The organism is Streptomyces sp. SolWspMP-5a-2, from assembly GCF_900091845.1.
Lineage (GTDB): Bacteria > Actinomycetota > Actinomycetes > Streptomycetales > Streptomycetaceae > Streptomyces > Streptomyces doudnae.
Window position 1 is genome coordinate 36,702 of record NZ_FMCI01000390.1, and the last position, 15,467, is coordinate 52,168.

The 15,467-nt window shown below is 74.1% G+C and carries 17 protein-coding genes; 6 read left to right on the plus strand and 11 right to left on the minus strand.

Features of this window, described 5'->3' with window-relative positions; all coding sequences use genetic code 11:
* Window positions 1-7 precede the first annotated feature (7 nt).
* Window positions 8-1,009: a CopD family protein gene (locus GA0115242_RS38380; RefSeq protein ID WP_093836287.1), complete on the plus strand. Its 1,002-nt coding sequence runs from the start codon at window positions 8-10 to the stop codon at window positions 1,007-1,009.
* 341 nt (window positions 1,010-1,350) lie between these two features.
* Here the strand turns inward: GA0115242_RS38380 and GA0115242_RS38385 are convergent, their stop codons facing one another.
* Window positions 1,351-2,397, minus strand: coding sequence for a zinc-dependent alcohol dehydrogenase family protein (locus GA0115242_RS38385; protein ID WP_093836288.1), 1,047 nt, complete (start codon window positions 2,395-2,397; stop codon window positions 1,351-1,353).
* A 346-nt stretch (window positions 2,398-2,743) separates the two neighbouring features.
* A complete protein-coding gene (locus GA0115242_RS38390; protein ID WP_093836289.1) occupies window positions 2,744-3,457 on the minus strand; it encodes a VIT1/CCC1 transporter family protein in 714 nt (237 codons plus the stop codon).
* Between the two features lie 172 nt (window positions 3,458-3,629).
* Here GA0115242_RS38390 and GA0115242_RS38395 point away from each other — a divergent pair, with 172 nt between their 5' ends.
* From GA0115242_RS38395 to GA0115242_RS38410, 4 genes are all read left to right on the plus strand, one after another.
* Complete coding sequence (locus tag GA0115242_RS38395; RefSeq protein ID WP_093836290.1) at window positions 3,630-4,634, plus strand: DEDDh family exonuclease; 1,005 nt, start codon at window positions 3,630-3,632, stop codon at window positions 4,632-4,634.
* A 42-nt stretch (window positions 4,635-4,676) separates the two neighbouring features.
* On the plus strand, window positions 4,677-5,471 hold the full coding sequence (locus tag GA0115242_RS38400; RefSeq protein WP_093836291.1) for an SURF1 family cytochrome oxidase biogenesis protein: 795 nt from the start codon (window positions 4,677-4,679) through the stop codon (window positions 5,469-5,471).
* 78 nt (window positions 5,472-5,549) lie between these two features.
* Entirely contained in the window at window positions 5,550-7,337 is a 1,788-nt protein-coding gene (locus GA0115242_RS38405) for a glycoside hydrolase family 15 protein (RefSeq protein WP_093836292.1), read from the plus strand.
* 18 nt (window positions 7,338-7,355) lie between these two features.
* Window positions 7,356-8,111: an SDR family oxidoreductase gene (locus GA0115242_RS38410; protein ID WP_093836301.1), complete on the plus strand. Its 756-nt coding sequence runs from the start codon at window positions 7,356-7,358 to the stop codon at window positions 8,109-8,111.
* A 12-nt stretch (window positions 8,112-8,123) separates the two neighbouring features.
* Here GA0115242_RS38410 and amaP read toward each other — a convergent pair whose 3' ends face one another.
* The 5 genes from amaP to GA0115242_RS38435 are packed head-to-tail and all read right to left on the minus strand — an operon-like array spanning window position 8,124 to window position 10,440.
* Window positions 8,124-8,711 carry an alkaline shock response membrane anchor protein AmaP gene (gene amaP / locus GA0115242_RS38415; RefSeq protein ID WP_093836293.1) on the minus strand — a complete coding sequence of 196 codons (588 nt, stop codon included), beginning with the start codon at window positions 8,709-8,711 and terminating at the stop codon, window positions 8,124-8,126.
* Entirely contained in the window at window positions 8,708-9,370 is a 663-nt protein-coding gene (locus GA0115242_RS38420; RefSeq protein WP_093836294.1) for a DUF6286 domain-containing protein, read from the minus strand. Before GA0115242_RS38420 ends, amaP begins: the two co-directional genes overlap by 4 nt.
* The gene (locus GA0115242_RS38425; protein ID WP_093836302.1) at window positions 9,367-9,741 is read right to left on the minus strand and encodes an Asp23/Gls24 family envelope stress response protein; all 375 of its coding nucleotides are present in this window, start codon (window positions 9,739-9,741) and stop codon (window positions 9,367-9,369) included. Before GA0115242_RS38425 ends, GA0115242_RS38420 begins: the two co-directional genes overlap by 4 nt.
* Window positions 9,742-9,743: 2 nt before the next feature.
* Window positions 9,744-9,929 (minus strand): hypothetical protein, encoded by a 186-nt coding sequence (locus GA0115242_RS38430; RefSeq protein WP_093836295.1) that lies wholly within the window; start codon window positions 9,927-9,929, stop codon window positions 9,744-9,746.
* A 31-nt stretch (window positions 9,930-9,960) separates the two neighbouring features.
* Window positions 9,961-10,440 carry an Asp23/Gls24 family envelope stress response protein gene (locus GA0115242_RS38435; protein ID WP_093836296.1) on the minus strand — a complete coding sequence of 160 codons (480 nt, stop codon included), beginning with the start codon at window positions 10,438-10,440 and terminating at the stop codon, window positions 9,961-9,963.
* Window positions 10,441-10,526: 86 nt separating this feature from the next.
* Here GA0115242_RS38435 and GA0115242_RS38440 point away from each other — a divergent pair, with 86 nt between their 5' ends.
* Window positions 10,527-11,255 (plus strand): nucleopolyhedrovirus P10 family protein, encoded by a 729-nt coding sequence (locus tag GA0115242_RS38440; protein WP_093836297.1) that lies wholly within the window; start codon window positions 10,527-10,529, stop codon window positions 11,253-11,255.
* 466 nt (window positions 11,256-11,721) lie between these two features.
* Here the strand turns inward: GA0115242_RS38440 and GA0115242_RS38445 are convergent, their stop codons facing one another.
* From GA0115242_RS38445 to GA0115242_RS38460, 4 genes are all read right to left on the minus strand, one after another.
* Window positions 11,722-12,525: an enoyl-CoA hydratase/isomerase family protein gene (locus tag GA0115242_RS38445; protein ID WP_093836298.1), complete on the minus strand. Its 804-nt coding sequence runs from the start codon at window positions 12,523-12,525 to the stop codon at window positions 11,722-11,724.
* 121 nt (window positions 12,526-12,646) lie between these two features.
* Window positions 12,647-12,868 carry a helix-turn-helix domain-containing protein gene (locus GA0115242_RS38450; protein ID WP_004002281.1) on the minus strand — a complete coding sequence of 74 codons (222 nt, stop codon included), beginning with the start codon at window positions 12,866-12,868 and terminating at the stop codon, window positions 12,647-12,649.
* Window positions 12,869-13,213: 345 nt separating this feature from the next.
* The gene (gene abc-f, locus GA0115242_RS38455; protein WP_093836299.1) at window positions 13,214-14,812 is read right to left on the minus strand and encodes a ribosomal protection-like ABC-F family protein; all 1,599 of its coding nucleotides are present in this window, start codon (window positions 14,810-14,812) and stop codon (window positions 13,214-13,216) included.
* Between the two features lie 91 nt (window positions 14,813-14,903).
* Window positions 14,904-15,467 (minus strand): hypothetical protein (locus tag GA0115242_RS38460; RefSeq protein ID WP_237549559.1); only part of this gene is annotated, 564 nt, incomplete at its 5' end.

Sequence of the window (15,467 nt, forward strand, 5' to 3'; positions counted from 1 at the left end):
GACCTTGATGAGACCCACGCCCGAGGTGACCGACCCGCACGGTCCGATATCCCGCCCGGCGACCGGCCGGACCGCCGCCGTGCTCGTGCTCGTCGCGCTCGGCGCCCTCATACCGACGCTCGGCCCGTCCGCCGCGCTGGCGGGCACCGGCGAGGCGGCGGCCCCCGGGGTCGCGGGTGTCGGCCTGCTGCGGGCGGTGCTGTTCGCGGCGCTCTCGGTCCCGCTGGGCGAGCTGTTCGTGGACCGGCTGGCGCGCGGGGTGCCGGGCGCGCCGGCCGACCGGCCCCGGAGCTGGTCGGTGCCCGCGGCCTGCGCCGGTCTCGTCGCCGCCCTCGGACTCGCCTCCGTCGTGGCCACCGGCAACCTGGTGCCGCACAGCCTCGCCGCGATGGACCTCGGCGGCCTGCACGGCTCGCGGGACGGCAGGCTGGCCCTCGTCGAGGTGAACGCCTTCCTGCTGGCGGCCCTGTGCGCCGGTGCCCGGAGCCCGCTCGGCCGGTTGTGGCCGCTGGCCGCGGTGGTCGTCGCGGAGGCCCTGCGCGCCCACCCGACCACCGAGCACACCGCGTTGCTGGGCTCCGGGCTCACCCTGACGCATCTGCTCTGCGCGGCCCTGTGGACGGGCGGCCTGCTGCACGCGCTGCGGCTCCTGCGGCACTGGGGGCCGGGCGCGGCGGGTCCGGCGCTGCTCGGCCTCTACGCGCGCGCGGCGGGCGTGCTGCTGGCCGTCATCACCGCGACCGGGGTGTGCAGTTCGCTGCGCCGGATGCCGCCCGGCACCGTCCTCGAACAGATGACGACGACGGCGTACGGGCGGGTGCTGCTCGCCAAGGTGCTCCTGGTGGCCGCGGTGGCGCTGCTCGCCCTGTGGGCTCGGACGCGGCTGCGCCGGGCGGCCGACCCGCTGACCGCCTGTGCCCCCGCGCGGGCCGAGGTGGTGGCGCTGGGGGCGGTGGTCGCGGTGTCGGGACTGCTGACGGCGCTGCCGCTGCCGATCCGGTGGTCCTGAGAGGCGGGTACCGACCGTGGGGAGGGAGAGGGGAGGGAGAGAGAGGCACGGGTCACGGTTGATCAATGTGGTCATGGTCCGGGTCAGTCATTGACGCGATCCACTCTGGATACCGACGGCTGCCGGTCCGCCCCCTCGATCAACCATTGACGCTGACGGCTGCCGCTCCACCCTCTCGATCAACCATTGACGCCGACCGCCGCCGGTCCGCCCCTCAATCCACTATTGACGCCGACCGCTGCCGATCCACCCCCTCGATGCACCATTGACGCCGACCGCTGCCGCTCCACCCTCTCGACCCCTCCGCGCGATCCGCCCCCTCCCCCTCCGCTCCCCTCCCCTCAGCCCGTGGTGACCAGGACCTTCAGGGCCGTGCGCTCGTCCATCGCGCGGTAGCCCGCGGGGACGTCCTCCAGGCCCACGGTGAGGTCGAAGACCGGTGACGGGTCGACCGTGCCGTCCAGGACGTCGGGCAGCAGCTCGGGGATGTAGGAGCGGACCGGGGCGACCCCGCCGCGCAGGGCGATGTTCCGGTCGAACATGTCGCTGAGGTCGAGTCCGGTGGCGCTGCCGTGCGGGACGCCGACGAAGCCGATGGCGCCGCCGTCCCGGGTGATGCGCACGGCGGTGCGCATGGACTGCTCGGTGCCGACCGCCTCGACGACGGCGTGCGCGCCCTGACCGCGGGTGAGTTCGCGGACGGCGGCGACGGCGGCCTCGCCGCGTTCGGCGACGACGTCGGTGGCGCCGAACCGGCGGGCGAGGTCGGTGCGGGCCTGGTGGCGGCCGAGGGCGATGATCCGTTCGGCGCCCAGCCGCTTCGCGGCGATGACCGCGCAGAGGCCGACGGCACCGTCCCCGACGACCGCGACGGTGGCGCCGGGCCGGACGCCCGCGCCGAGGGCGGCGTGGTGGCCGGTGCCGAGGACGTCGGAGAGGGTCAGCAGGGCGGCGAGCAGCCGGTCGTCGGAGACGGCCTCCTTCGGCAGCCTGACCAGCGTGGCGTCCGCGAACGGCACCCGCACGGCCTCGCCCTGGCCGCCGTCGTAGCCGACCGAGCCCCAAAAGCCGCCGTGCGGGCAGGAGGTGGTGAGCCCTTCGCGACAGTAGGCGCAGACGCCGTCCGACCAGACGAAGGGCGCGACGACCAGGTCGCCGCGGCGCAGCGAGCCAACCTTGGAGCCGGTCTCCTCGACGAGGCCGAGGAACTCGTGGCCGATCCGCTGGCCCGGCGTGCGCGCCGAGTCGCCGCGGTAGGCCCACAGGTCGCTGCCGCAGACGCAGGCGCGCAGCACCCGGACCACGGCGTCGGTGGGCAGGCGCACCACCGGTTCGGGGACGTCCTCCACCCGCAGGTCGAAGGGGGCGTGGATGGTGGTGGCGCGCATGAGCGGGTCCTTCTGGTGCGGTGGTACGGCGTGCGTGCGCCCCGGGGGCGGACGCGGACGGTGGCGCGTGTCCGGGGCCCGCGGTGACCGGTCTGTCCGGGGTCGGAAGAACCCGGGCCGTGCGGTGTCCGGTCGCCCGGCGGTGCCCGGTCCGCCCGCCGCCGGGTCGGGCGGGGCGCCCGGTCCTCCGGGGAGGCGGACGGGGTGCCCGCCCGGTGGTCGTCGGGTGGTGCGGGCGTCCGTAGGGGGCGCGCGTCTCACCGTACGCCCGCCGGGATGACCCGTCGCGCGGGGGCGCGGATGCGGCCCGGGGCCCTCACCCGGCCGCGGGCGCCCCTGGCGCGGTTCACACCCCCGCCGCCCCCAGGAGGGTCCCCGCCGCGTAGGTGACGCCCATCGCGAGGGCGCCGCCGAGCACGTTGCGCAGGATGGCGCGGCGGGGCTCCGCGCCACCGAGGCGGGCGCTGCTCCAGCCGGTGAGGGTCAGGGCCGCAAGGACGCAGCCGACGGTGATCAGGAGCCGCAGGCCGGCCGGGGGCAGGACGATCGCCAGGAGCGGCAGCAGCGCGCCCGCGGTGAACGCCAGGAAGCTCGCCCAGGCCGCGTGCCAGGGGTTGGTCAGCCGGTCGGGGTCGATGCCCAGCTCGACGGCGGCGTGCGCCTTCAGGGCGTCGCGTTCGGTGAGCTGGACGGCCGCCTCGCGGGCGACCTCGCGGGACAGGCCGCGCCCCTGGAGCAGCTCGGTCAGCTCCTCCAGCTCGGCGTCCGGCTGCTCGCGCAGTTCGCGCTTCTCGGCGGCGAGGGCGGCCAGTTCGGAGTCGCGCTGGGTGGAGACGGAGACGTACTCGCCCGCGGCCATCGACATCGATCCGGCGAGCAGCCCGGCCAGTCCCGCGGTCAGCAGGGCGGAGCGGTCGTCGGTGGCCCCGGCGACGCCGACGACGAGTCCGGCCGTGGAGACGATGCCGTCGTTGGCCCCGAGCACGGCGGCGCGCAGCCAGTTGAGCCGGGAGCCGAGGGCGCCGCCGTGGGCCTCGCCCTCGTGGGTTGGTTCGGTCACACCGGGAGGATGGCACCCGGACGGCCGCGCGGGCCCCACCGACGCTCCCCGCGCCCGGTGCCGCACGGAGGTGCGGGTGCGCCGCGCGGTGTTCGAACGGGCCCTGTCCGCAGGGCCGCTGACCGACCCTCGGGCGACGGGCTGTCAGTCGCGGCCCGTATCCTCGGGGACCATGCTCGAAGACCTCACGACCGCAGCGTCCGTCCCCGCTCCGTGGCCGGCCGGGTATCCGCAGGGATACGCGGTCGTCGACGTCGAGACCACGGGCCTGGCCCGCGACGACCGGATCATCTCGGCGGCGGTCTACCGGCTGGACGCGCGCGGTGAGGTCGAGGACCACTGGTACACGACCGTCAACCCGCGGCGCGATCCGGGGCCGGTGTGGATCCACGGTCTGACGAGCGACGTGCTGGCGGACGCGCCCCTCTTCGAGGAGGTCGCCGAGGAGTTCGCGGCCCGGCTCGCGGACCGGGTGCTGGTCGCGCACAACGCGGTCTTCGACTGGCAGATGATCGCCCGCGAGTACGCGCGGGCGCGCAGGGAGGCCCCGGTGCGGCAGCGGCTGTGCACCATCGCGCTCGCCAAGGAGCTGGCGCTGCCGCTGCCCAACCACAAACTGGAGTCGCTGGCCGCGCACTTCGGGGTGGTGCAGCAGCGCGCGCACCACGCGCTGGACGACGCGCGCGTGCTGGCGGAGGCGTTCCGGCCGAGTCTGCGCGCGGCTGCGGCGGGCGGGGTGCGGCTCCCGCTGCACGAGTGCCGTCCGCTGACGGAGTGGGCGGACCGTCCGGCGGCGCAGATCGGGCGGCAGGCGGGCGGCGCTCCCGGGGGCGGCTACGGGAGCTACCGGCCGTCCAGTTGGCGCCCCTCCCGCAAGAGGCCTGTATGCCCCCATCCCAACCCAGGTCGTTACGAAGACGGCAAACCGCTCAAGCAGGGCATGCGGGTGGCGTTCTCCGGGGACACCTCGGTGGAGCGCGAGCTGCTGGAGGACCGCGCGGCCGAGGCCGGTCTGCACGTGGCGACGAGCCTGTCCCGGCTGACCAGCCTGCTGGTGACGAACGACCCGGACTCCGGCACCTCCAAGGTCGTCAAGGCCCGCCAGTTCGGCACCCCCGTGGTCGACGAGGCGGCCTTCGGACAGCTCCTGCGGGACGTGGCCCCGGCCGACGAGTGACCCGCGCTCGGGCCCCCGGCGACCGAGTTGTACGGTCGTGGGGTGTACCGCTTCCTGTTGAGCCGCCAGTGGGTGATCCTCACCGTCGTCGCGCTCGCCCTGATCCCGACGATGATCGAGCTGGGCTTCTGGCAGCACAGTCGCTACGAGCTGCGCAGCGCCCGCAACCAGCGGGTCTCCGACGCGCTGCACGCCGACCCGGTCCCGGTGGAGCGGCTCACCTCCCCGGGGCACGCCGTCACCGCGAAGGACAAGTACCGCACGGTCACCGCGACCGGCACGTTCGAGAGCGACGAGGAAGTCGTCGTGCGCCGCCGGGTCAACTCCGACGACGAGGTCGGTTACCACGTCCTGGCCCCGTTCCGTCTGACGGACGGCAGGGTCGTCCTCGTCAACCGCGGCTGGATCCCCTCGAACGGCTCGCAGACGGCGTTCCCGAAGATCCCGGCGGCGCCCGCCGGGCGGACCACGGTCACCGGGCGGCTGATGGCCGACGAGACCACCGAGGCCAGCGGCATCAAGAACGTCGCGGGCCTGCCCGACCGGCAGATCATGCTGATCGACAGCGCCGAGCAGGCCAGGCGGCTGCACGCCGAGGTGCTCGGCGGCTACGTGCAGCAGACGGCGCCGGAGCCCGAGGGCGGCACGCCGGAGCAGATCTCGGACCCGGGCCGGGAGGACGCCCCGCTCAACTACGCGTACATGATCCAGTGGTGGCTGTTCGCCGCGGCCGTGCCCGTCGGCTGGTGGGTGCTGGTGCGCAGGGAGCGCCGCGAGCGCGCGGAGGCGGCCGCGACGCAGGAGAACCCGGCCGAACCCGAGCCCGCCGGCGTGTAACGGATCTCTCACCGCTTCCCTAACCCACCCGGCCCTCTCGCCTGATTGCCGCACCCGTCTGGCGGGAAACCGCACCCCGTGCATCAGCGGATCGAGGATTACGCCGTCATCGGCGACGAACAGACAGCAGCCCTGGTCGGCAGGGACGGCTCCGTGGACTGGCTCTGCCTGCCCCGCTTCGACTCGGCGGCCTGCTTCTCCAGGCTGCTGGGCGACGAGGAGAACGGCCACTGGAGAATCGCGCCCAAGGGCGTCCACGGCCCCAGCACCCGGCGCTCCTACCGGCCCGGCACGCTCGTGCTGGACACCGAGTGGGAGACGGACGACGGGGCGATCCGGGTCACCGACCTGATGCCGCAGCGCGACACCGCGCCCGACCTGATCCGGATCGTCGAGGGCGTGCGGGGCAAGGTCACCGTGCACAGCACCCTGCGGCTGCGCTTCGACTACGGCTCGATCATGCCGTGGATGCGCAGGTCGGACGGGCACCGGGTGGCCGTCGCCGGGCCCGACTCGGTGTGGCTGCGCACCGAGCCCGCCGTCCGCACCTGGGGCAAGGACTTCGGCACCCACTCGGAGTTCACCGTCGAGGAGGGCGAGCGGGTCGCGTTCGTGCTGACCTGGCACCCCTCGCACGAGCCGCGCCCGCGGATAGTGGATCCCGACGAGGCGCTGCGCACCAGCGTCGCCGACTGGGAGGCCTGGTCGCGGCGGTGCCGGTACGACGGCCCGCACCGGGACACCGTGCTGCGCTCGCTGATCACCCTGAAGGCGCTGACGTACGCGCCGACCGGCGGCATCGTCGCCGCCGCGACCACCTCGCTGCCCGAGCAGCCGGGCGGGGTGCGCAACTGGGACTACCGCTACTGCTGGCTGCGCGACTCCACCCTCACCCTGGGCGCCCTCCTCAAGGCGGGCTATCTGGAGGAGGCGGAGGCGTGGCGCAACTGGCTGCTGCGCGCGGTCGCGGGCGACCCGGCCGACCTGCAGATCATGTACGGCCTGGCGGGCGAGCGGCGGCTGCCCGAGTTCGAGCTGCCGTGGCTCTCCGGGTTCGAGGGGTCCACGCCGGTGCGGATCGGCAACGGCGCCGTGGACCAGGTCCAGCTCGACGTGTACGGCGAGGTGATGGACTCGCTGTGGCTGGCCCGGCACGCGGGTCTCTCCGACAGGCCGCACATCTGGGCGCTCCAGTGCGCGCTGATGGACTTCCTGCGCACGGCCTGGCGGGAGCCGGACGAGGGGCTGTGGGAGGTGCGCGGCGGGCGGCGCCACTTCGTGCACTCCAAGGTGATGGTGTGGGTGGCCGCCGACCGCGCGGTGCGCACCCTGGAGGAGAACCCGGGCCTCGAGGGCGACCTCGACGGGTGGCGCGCGATGCGCGACGAGGTCCACCGGGAGGTGTGCGAGAAGGGGTACGACCCCGAGCGGAACACGTTCACCCAGTCCTACGGCTCCCCCGAGCTGGACGCGTCCCTGCTGCTCATCCCGCGGGTCGGCTTCCTGCCGCCGGACGATCCGCGGGTGGTGGGCACCGTGGACGCGATCCGCGAGGGGCTCGACCACGACGGCCTGGTGCTGCGCTACAGCGCGGGCAAGACGGACGTCGACGGGCTGCCGGGCGACGAGGGCGCGTTCCTGGTCTGCTCGTTCTGGCTCGCGGACGCCCTGCACCTGACCGGGCGCACCGACGAGGCCCGGGAGCTGTTCGAACGCCTGGTGGGGCTCACCAACGACGTGGGCCTGCTCTCCGAGGAGTACGACCCGGTGACCGGCGGTCTGCTGGGGAACTTCCCGCAGGCTTTCAGTCACATCGGCCTGGTCAACACCGCGCTCTCGCTGTTCTGGGACGACCAGCCCGACTGACGGGGCAGGATGGACACCATGGATCTTGGACTGAAGGACCGGGTGTACATCGTCACCGGGGCGACCCGCGGCCTCGGCAACGCCACCGCGCGTGAACTGCTGGCCGACGGTGCGAAGGTGGTCGTCACCGGCAGGGACGAGGGGCGGGTCGCCGAGGCGGCGGCCGAGCTGGGGCCGAACGCGGTGGGGGTCGCCGTCGACAACGCGGACGCCGACGCCGCGTCCCGGCTGATCGCCGCCGCGCGGGAGAGCTTCGGGCGCTTCGACGGCGTCCTGGTGAGCGTCGGGGGCCCGCCCGCCGGGTTCGTCGCCGACCTGACGGACGAGCAGTGGCGGTCCGCGTTCGAGTCGGTGTTCCTGGGCGCGGTGCGGATGGCGCGGGGCGCGGCGGCCGAGCTGACGGACGGGGGTGTCATCGGGTTCGTGCTGTCCGGCTCCGTCCACGAGCCGATCGCCGGGCTGACGCTCTCCAACGGGCTGCGGCCGGGTCTGGCCGGGTTCGCGAAGTCGCTGGCGGACGAGCTGGGGCCGCGCGGCATCCGGGTGGTCGGGGTGCTGCCCGCCCGGATCGACACCGACCGGGTGCGGGAGCTGGACGGGATGTCCGCCGACCCGGCCGCCACCCGGATCGCCAACGAGTCGCGGATCCCGCTGCGCCGCTACGGCACCCCGGACGAGTTCGGCCGGGTGGCGGCCTTCCTGCTCTCCCCCGCCGCCTCCTACCTGACCGGGATCATGGTCCCCGTCGACGGCGGTGTGCGGCACGGCTTCTGAGCCGGAGGCGGGTCAACTCACCCGTTCCGCGCGGTGTTTGACGGCCCTGATGCGCACGTCCGTGGGGAGCGCGGTGAGTCCGGCCGAGTCGCGGGCGTGCGCGAGGGGCCCGGTGGCGATGTCCTGGAGGGTCGTCCCCGGGTCCACGTGCGGTTCGAGGAGCAGCCGCAGCCGGGAGGCGGGCGCGGTGCGCCTGCCCCGCAGCCGGACCCGGGCGCGGGCCACGCCGTCGAGCCGGGAGGTCTGCTCGGCGAACACCTCCTCCAGCGCGCCGCCGCGCAGCAGGGCCTCCTCGCCGTCCCCGGTGTCGACGGAGACCTCGGCGAGGTGACGGCGGCGCAGCACCGCGGCCAGCCACCACAGGGCGAGCAGCACGAGGACGGCGAGCACGGCGACGACCACGGGCCACCACCAGCCGTCGGCCCGCCAGCGGGTGCGCTGGGCGTGGGTGAGCAGCACGTCGTGGCGGCTGCCGTAGACCCACCAGGACGGGGGGCTCGCGCCGAGCCCGACGGCCAGCACGGAGCCGCCCGCCACCAGCAGGATCAGGCCGACGAGCGCGAGCAGGATCCGGTTGACGCCTCTGAGCACGCCGTTCACTCCTTCTTCCCGGGGCGCCGCACCCGTACCGCGAGCGCGGGCGGCCTGGCCAGACCGAGGCCCGTGATCGCCTCGGCGAGCACGCGTTCCAGGTCGGCGCGTACGTCGTCCAGTTCACGGAAGTGCGAGACGGCCCGGACGTCGGCGTGCCTGCGGGTGGTGCGCACCGACGCGGACTGGACGCCCGCGACCTCCATCGCGCGGTCGCGCAGCACCAGGGCGGCGGCGTCGCGGTGGAGTCCGGCGCGGACGTCGGGGTGCAGAGCCCGCATCGGCAGCAGGGCGCGCAGTCCGGGGGTGATCGCCAGCGCGATCAGCCAGAGGCCGAGCAGTGCGGCGATCCCGGCGCCGACCAGGACCCAGGTGTCGTCCAGGGGCCGTCTGGCGAGCTGCTCGGCCAGGTGGCGGCGCCAGCTCATGGCGGGCCGCCCGGCCCGGACGGCGGCGACGTCGTAGAGGAGCAGCCCGGCGGCGCCGAGGAGCAGCAGGGCGACGATGCCCGCGGGGACCCGGCGGGTCGACCAGAAGCGCCGTTCGCTCGCGCCGCCGCCACCGCTGCCGTCGATGACCGGCGGGGACGGCGCGGGGGTGCTGCCGGGCGCCCGTTCGACGACCGGCAGTCGCTGGGTGGTGCCTTCCGAGCCCTGGTGATCACTCATCGCGTCCTCCCCTGTGCCACGCCGTGCGTCGGGGTCAGGTGCAGCCGCTCCACATGGACGGCCACCTCCGGGACGTCCATGCCCACCAACGCGCCTACCCGCTCGGCCACCTGTCGACGCACGGCGGCGCAGCGGGCGCCGACGTCGCACGGGTAGTCGAGTTCGAGGTGGACCCTGACCCGGGCGGAGTGCTGGTGGACGACCACGGTGGCGTGCGGGGGCACGGTGTCCGGGGCCTGCTGTCCGAGCGCCTCACGGGCCGCCTGCCCGGCGATCTTGGCGACCACCCGGTCGGCGATCCGGTCGGCGCCGCGTTCGCCCGCCGGAACGGCGTCCGGTACGGCGTCCGGCGCGTCGGTCCCCTCGGTCACGGTCACCGTCGTCGGTCGTCACGGGTGCGGAAGAAGTCGCCCAGCTCCAGGTCCCCCGCCAGGAACCGGCCGACGACGAAACCGATGGCGCCCAACGCGGCCACCAGCACAAACGCGCCGAACCCGCCGAAGTACCCGGCGAAGCCCAGCGCCATCCCGGCGATCATGCCGGCCACGGCCATGCTCATGCTTGTTCCTTCGCTCGTCGGTCGGACCGGATCACTGGATCCGGGGCTCGGGTTCGTCGTCCTCCTCGTCGGGCAGCTTCACGTCGCTCACCGCGATGTTGACCTCGACGACCTCAAGTCCTGTCATCCGCTCGACGGCCGCGACGACGTTCTCGCGCACGTCCCGGGCGACATCGGCGATGGAGACGCCGTAGTCGACGACGATCTCCAGGTCGAGCGCGGTCTGCACCTCGCCGACCTCGGCCTTGACGCCGCGCGTCACGGACTTGGTGTTGCCGGGGACGCGGTCCCTGACGGCCCCGAACGTGCGGCTGATGCCGCTTCCCATGGCGTGCACGCCGAGGACGTCGCGGGCCGCGAGGCCGGCGATCTTCTCGACCACGCCGTCGGCGATGGTGGTGCGCCCGCGGGTGGCGGCGCCGCCCGTGCCGCGCCGCGTGGACCTGCGGGCGGCGGATTCCTGGGCACTGTCCGGGCTCTGGTTCCGGTTCTGTTCCGAGGTGTCGGTCATGACCGTACGTCCCTTCGGTCGTCGTCCTTTTACCACCGTATGCGCGGTTCGCGCACCGCGCGCCAGGGATACGGCAGGCTGGGGCAATGACGGCGGACTGGACACGTGCGGTACGGGAACAACTGGGGCTCGGCAGGCTGCTGCCGCTGGGCGGAGCGCGCGACGGCGCGTGGATCTCGGAGGCGGCGGCGGAGGCGGTGCTGCGGCGGGCGGCCGGGGAGGTGCCGGGGGTGCGGCTCGGCCGGCTGCGGCTGGCGCTCGCCGATCCCCAGGAGACGGCGGAACCCGTCGTCCCACCGCCGCCGAGCGGGCTGTGGCCGGGCCCGCTGCGGCTGACGGCGGAGTTCACCGCGACGGCGGCGCAGCCGCTGCCCGCGGTCGCCGAGCGGCTGCGGACGGCCCTGGCGGGCGCGGCGGACCTGCGGCTCGGTCTGCGGGTGGCGGAGGTGGACCTGCGGGCGACGGGCCTGCTGGACGAGGAGCCGGTCCCGGCACCGGCCGATCCGCCCGCGCCGCCCCGGCTGGACCGACCGGGTGACGCCGACGAGAACCGGGCGGCGGAGGCGGCCGGGGCGGTGCCGGGGGTGGTGGCGGTGACGCGGAGCCTGGACCGCGGGGTCCGGATCGAGGAGCGCCCCGCGGCCGAGGGGGCGGGTTCCGGGGGTGACGCGCTCGCCGGACGGCACGTGCGGGTGGAGATCACGGTGGCGGCGGGCCACCGCGCGGTGGAGGTGGCCGTCCGGGTCCGCGAGGCGGTGTCGGCAGCCCTGCCGGACCGCCCCACGGTGACGGTCCTGGTGACGTCGGTGGGGTGAGGGCCGGGGGGTGGGGTCCGGGCGGGGGCGACGGCCGGGCGCCGGGACCAATCCGACCCCGAGACAGGCGCCGGGGCCGGGACCAGTCGAACCGCGGGCCGGGCGGCCGCACTCCGGGGGCGATCGAACCCCGAGGCAGGAGCCAAAGGCCCGCGAAGAGTCGAACCGCGGGCCCGGTGGCCGAAACCCGGGAGCGATCGAACCCCGAGACAGGCGCCAAACGCCCGGGAACCAGTCGCACCCCGGGCCCGGTGGCCGAAACCCCACGGAGCAATCTGCCCCCGAGACCGGCACCGAGGGCCGGGACGAGTCGAACGCCGGGTCCGGTGGCCGATACCCAGGAGCGATCGAACCCCGGAACAGGAGCCAAAGGCCCGGGAACCAGTCGCACCCCGGGCCCGGCGGCCGAAAACCGGCCCGGTGGCCGGACCCCCGGAAGCGATCGGCCCCCGCCCCGGGCCCGGCGTCAGTCGCCGAGGCCCGCCAGGTCTCGCAGCCTGCGGGACTGGGCCGTGCGTTCCGCGGCGCGCTGTTCGTCATAGGTGCGGTCGGCCGCGCCCTGGAGCAGCGCCTTCGTCTCGATGAGGGCGTCGCGCGGGGCGGACAGCAGGGCCGCTGCGAGGTCCTGGACGGCCTCGTCGAGCTGGGCGGCGGGGACGGCGATGTTGGCGAGGCCGGTCGTGACGGCCTCGTCGGCGGTGACGAAGCGGCCGGTCGCGCAGATCTCCAGCGCGCGGGCGTAGCCGACGAGGCCCACCAGCGGGTGGGTGCCGGTCAGGTCGGGGACCAGGCCGAGGCTGGTCTCGCGCATGGCGAACTGCACGTCGTCGGCGACGACGCGCAGGTCACAGGCGAGGGCGAGCTGGAAGCCCGCGCCGATGGCGTGGCCCTGGACGGCGGCGATGGAGACGAGGTCGCTCCGCCGCCACCAGGTGAACGCCTCCTGGAAGGCGGCGATGCTCGCGTCGAGTTCGCCGTCGCTGCTGCGGGCGAGGTCGATGAAGGTGGGGTCGCCCTCGATGCCCTCCGGCGTGAACATCTGCCGGTCGAGCCCGGCGGAGAAGGACCGGCCCTCGCCGCGCAGCACGACCACGCGGACCGACCCCGGAAGGAGCCGTCCCGCCTCGGTGAGCGCCCGCCACATCGCGGGGCTCTGTGCGTTGCGCCTCTCCGGCGCGGTCAGGGTCACCGTGGCGATCGCGTCGTCCACGGTGAGCCGTACGCCGTCCTTGTCGAGTACCGGACCGAGGTCCTGGGCGGGCGAAGCCATGGGGTTGCCTCCGATGCGTGCGGTCAGCAGAGCGAGTGCTAAGCGACTGCACAGTAACCACCCGGTCGACCGATGGACCGACCGGGTGGCCACCATCGAAGCCGATGGGCCGCCCGGGGAGTCAGGACGAGGCAGCCTTCTTGCCCCGCGTCGCCCCGCCGCGTCCACGCAGCGTGACGCCCGACTCGCTGAGCATCCGGTGCACGAAGCCATACGAGCGGCCGGTCTCCTCGGCCAGTGCCCGGATGCTCGCACCGGAGTCGTACTTCTTCTTCAGGTCTGCCGCGAGCTTGTCACGCGCGGCGCCGGTAACCCGGCTGCCCTTCTTCAGAGTCTCGGCCACCCGTGCCTCCTCATGGGAAGTGCGCTCTGGACTTCTCATGATCACCCCTCCGGGGCTTCATGGCCACCCATTCGGCAAGGTCGGTGAGACAGGCTTTTGACGACAGGAGTGCGTCCCCACATACGGAGTCTTCAATTCCGGGAGATCGTGTTCCGCCCTCTGACCAGGGCCCACGAGAAAGTGCCAGGTCAGCGACGCGAGACGGCCGGGCCCCCGCTGATAAAGGGCCCGGCCGGAAAATCGATGGAGGACACACCTTGATACGAGGAGATCTCACACAGATGGTGGATCACCGATAGGCCGAATGATCCATACTCCGTGGATCAGCCCTCTCAGCAGGCAGGGTCACGCGAGCGAGACGAGATCGGCGTAGTCCGCGCCCCACAGGTCCTCGACGCCGTCCGGCAGCAGGATGATCCGCTCCGGCTGGAGCGCCTCGACGGCGCCCTCGTCGTGGGTGACCAGGACGACCGCGCCCTTGTAGGTGCGCAGCGCCCCGAGGATCTCCTCACGGCTCGCGGGGTCCAGGTTGTTGGTGGGCTCGTCGAGCAGCAGGACGTTGGCCGAGGAGACGACGAGGGTGGCGAGCGCCAGCCTGGTCTTCTCACCGCCGGAGAGCACCCCGGCCGGCTTGTCGGCGTCGTCGCCGGAGAACAGGAAGGAGCCGAGCACCTTGCGGACCTCGACCAGGTCCATGTCGGGGGCTGCCGAGCGCATGTTCTCCAGCACCGAGCGCTCGGGGTCGAGCGTCTCGTGCTCCTGCGCGTAGTAGCCGAGCTTGAGCCCGTGACCGGGCACGACCTCGCCGGTGTCCGGCTTCTCCGCGCCCGCGAGCAGCCGCAGCAGGGTCGTCTTGCCCGCGCCGTTCAGGCCGAGGATGACGACCCGGGAGCCCTTGTCGATGGCCAGGTCGACGTCGGTGAAGATCTCCAGCGAGCCGTACGACTTCGACAGGCCCTCGGCGGTCAGCGGGGTGCGCCCGCAGGAGGCGGGCTCCGGGAAGCGGAGCTTGGCGACCTTGTCGGACTGGCGGACCGCCTCCAGGCCGGAGAGCAGCTTGTCGGCGCGGCGGGCCATGTTCTGCGCGGCGACCGTCTTGGTCGCCTTGGCGCGCATCTTGTCGGCCTGCGAGTGGAGCGCGGCGGCCTTCTTCTCGGCGTTGGCGCGCTCGCGCTTGCGGCGCTTCTCGTCGGCCTCGCGCTGCTGCTGGTAGAGGCGCCAGCCCATGTTGTAGATGTCGATCTGGGCGCGGTTGGCGTCCAGGTAGAACACCTTGTTGACGACCGTCTCGACCAGGTCGACGTCGTGGGAGATCACGATGAAGCCGCCGCGGTACGTCTTCAGGTAGTCCCGCAGCCAGACGATGGAGTCCGCGTCGAGGTGGTTGGTGGGCTCGTCGAGGAGGAGGGTGTCGGCGTCCGAGAACAGGATGCGGGCCAGCTCGATCCGGCGGCGCTGACCGCCGGAGAGGGTGTGCAGGGGCTGGCCGAGCACCCGGTCGGGCAGGTTCAGCGCGGCGGCGATGGTGGCGGCCTCGGCCTCGGCGGAGTAGCCGCCCTTGGTGAGGAACTCCGTCTCCTGGCGCTCGTACTGGCGCATCGCCTTGTCGCGGGTGGCGCCCGTGCCGGTGGCGATGCGCTGCTCGTTCTCGCGCATCTTGCGGATCAGGACGTCGAGGCCGCGCGCGGACAGGACGCGGTCGCGGGCGAGGACGTCCAGGTCGCCGGTGCGGGGGTCCTGCGGCAGGTAGCCGACCTCGCCCGAGCGGGTGACGGTGCCACCGGCCGGGATGCCCTCACCGGCGAGGACCTTGGTGAGGGTGGTCTTTCCGGCGCCGTTGCGGCCGACCAGGCCGATGCGGTCGCCCTTGGCGATGCGGAAGGACGCGGACTCGATGAGGACGCGGGCACCGGCACGCAGCTCGATACCGGAGGCGGAGATCACGGACAGACTCCAGGGCGGAAGTGACTGACGGATGGGCGGCTGAGGACGGTCCCGCCGTCTAATGCGCGAGGAGTGGGGCCATGAGGGAAGTCTAACGGGGCCTCGCAAGCCCTTTTCCTGGGTCGCGGTGTCCGCCGCGGGCGCCGGGCAGGTCGTTGCCCAGGGGCGTGCGGTGCGGGGCGATCCGCCCCAGGTCGTCCACGGCGACGACCTGCGCCGTCCAGGCGTCGTCCCGGCAGGGCTGGGCGAGCAGCAGGGCACCGGCGTGACGCATCCCACGCGCGGGGCGGAAGGCACACCCCTCGCGGGCGGGCAGCACCCACCGCAGATCACCGTCCGCGACCCGGTACGCGGCCACCTGCCGCGGGGTGACGACGGCGAGGATGCCGTGTCCGAGGGGGCGCAGCACGCCGGTGCCGCCCTGGGCGGGGAGCCAGGCGGCGCTGGCGGGCAGGGTGCGGTGCCAGCGGACGGCGGGGGCGTGCGGGCCGGTGGTGGTGGCGGTGACCGTGCCGTCGTCCCAGAGGGCGAGGGCGTCCCTGTACGCGTGCCGGACGACGGTGAGCGGGCGGTGGCCGGTGCGGGCGTAGCGCCAGCGCAGGGCGCCGGTGGCCGGGTCGTAGCTCTCGACGGCGGCGGCGCGGGCGCGCAGCGC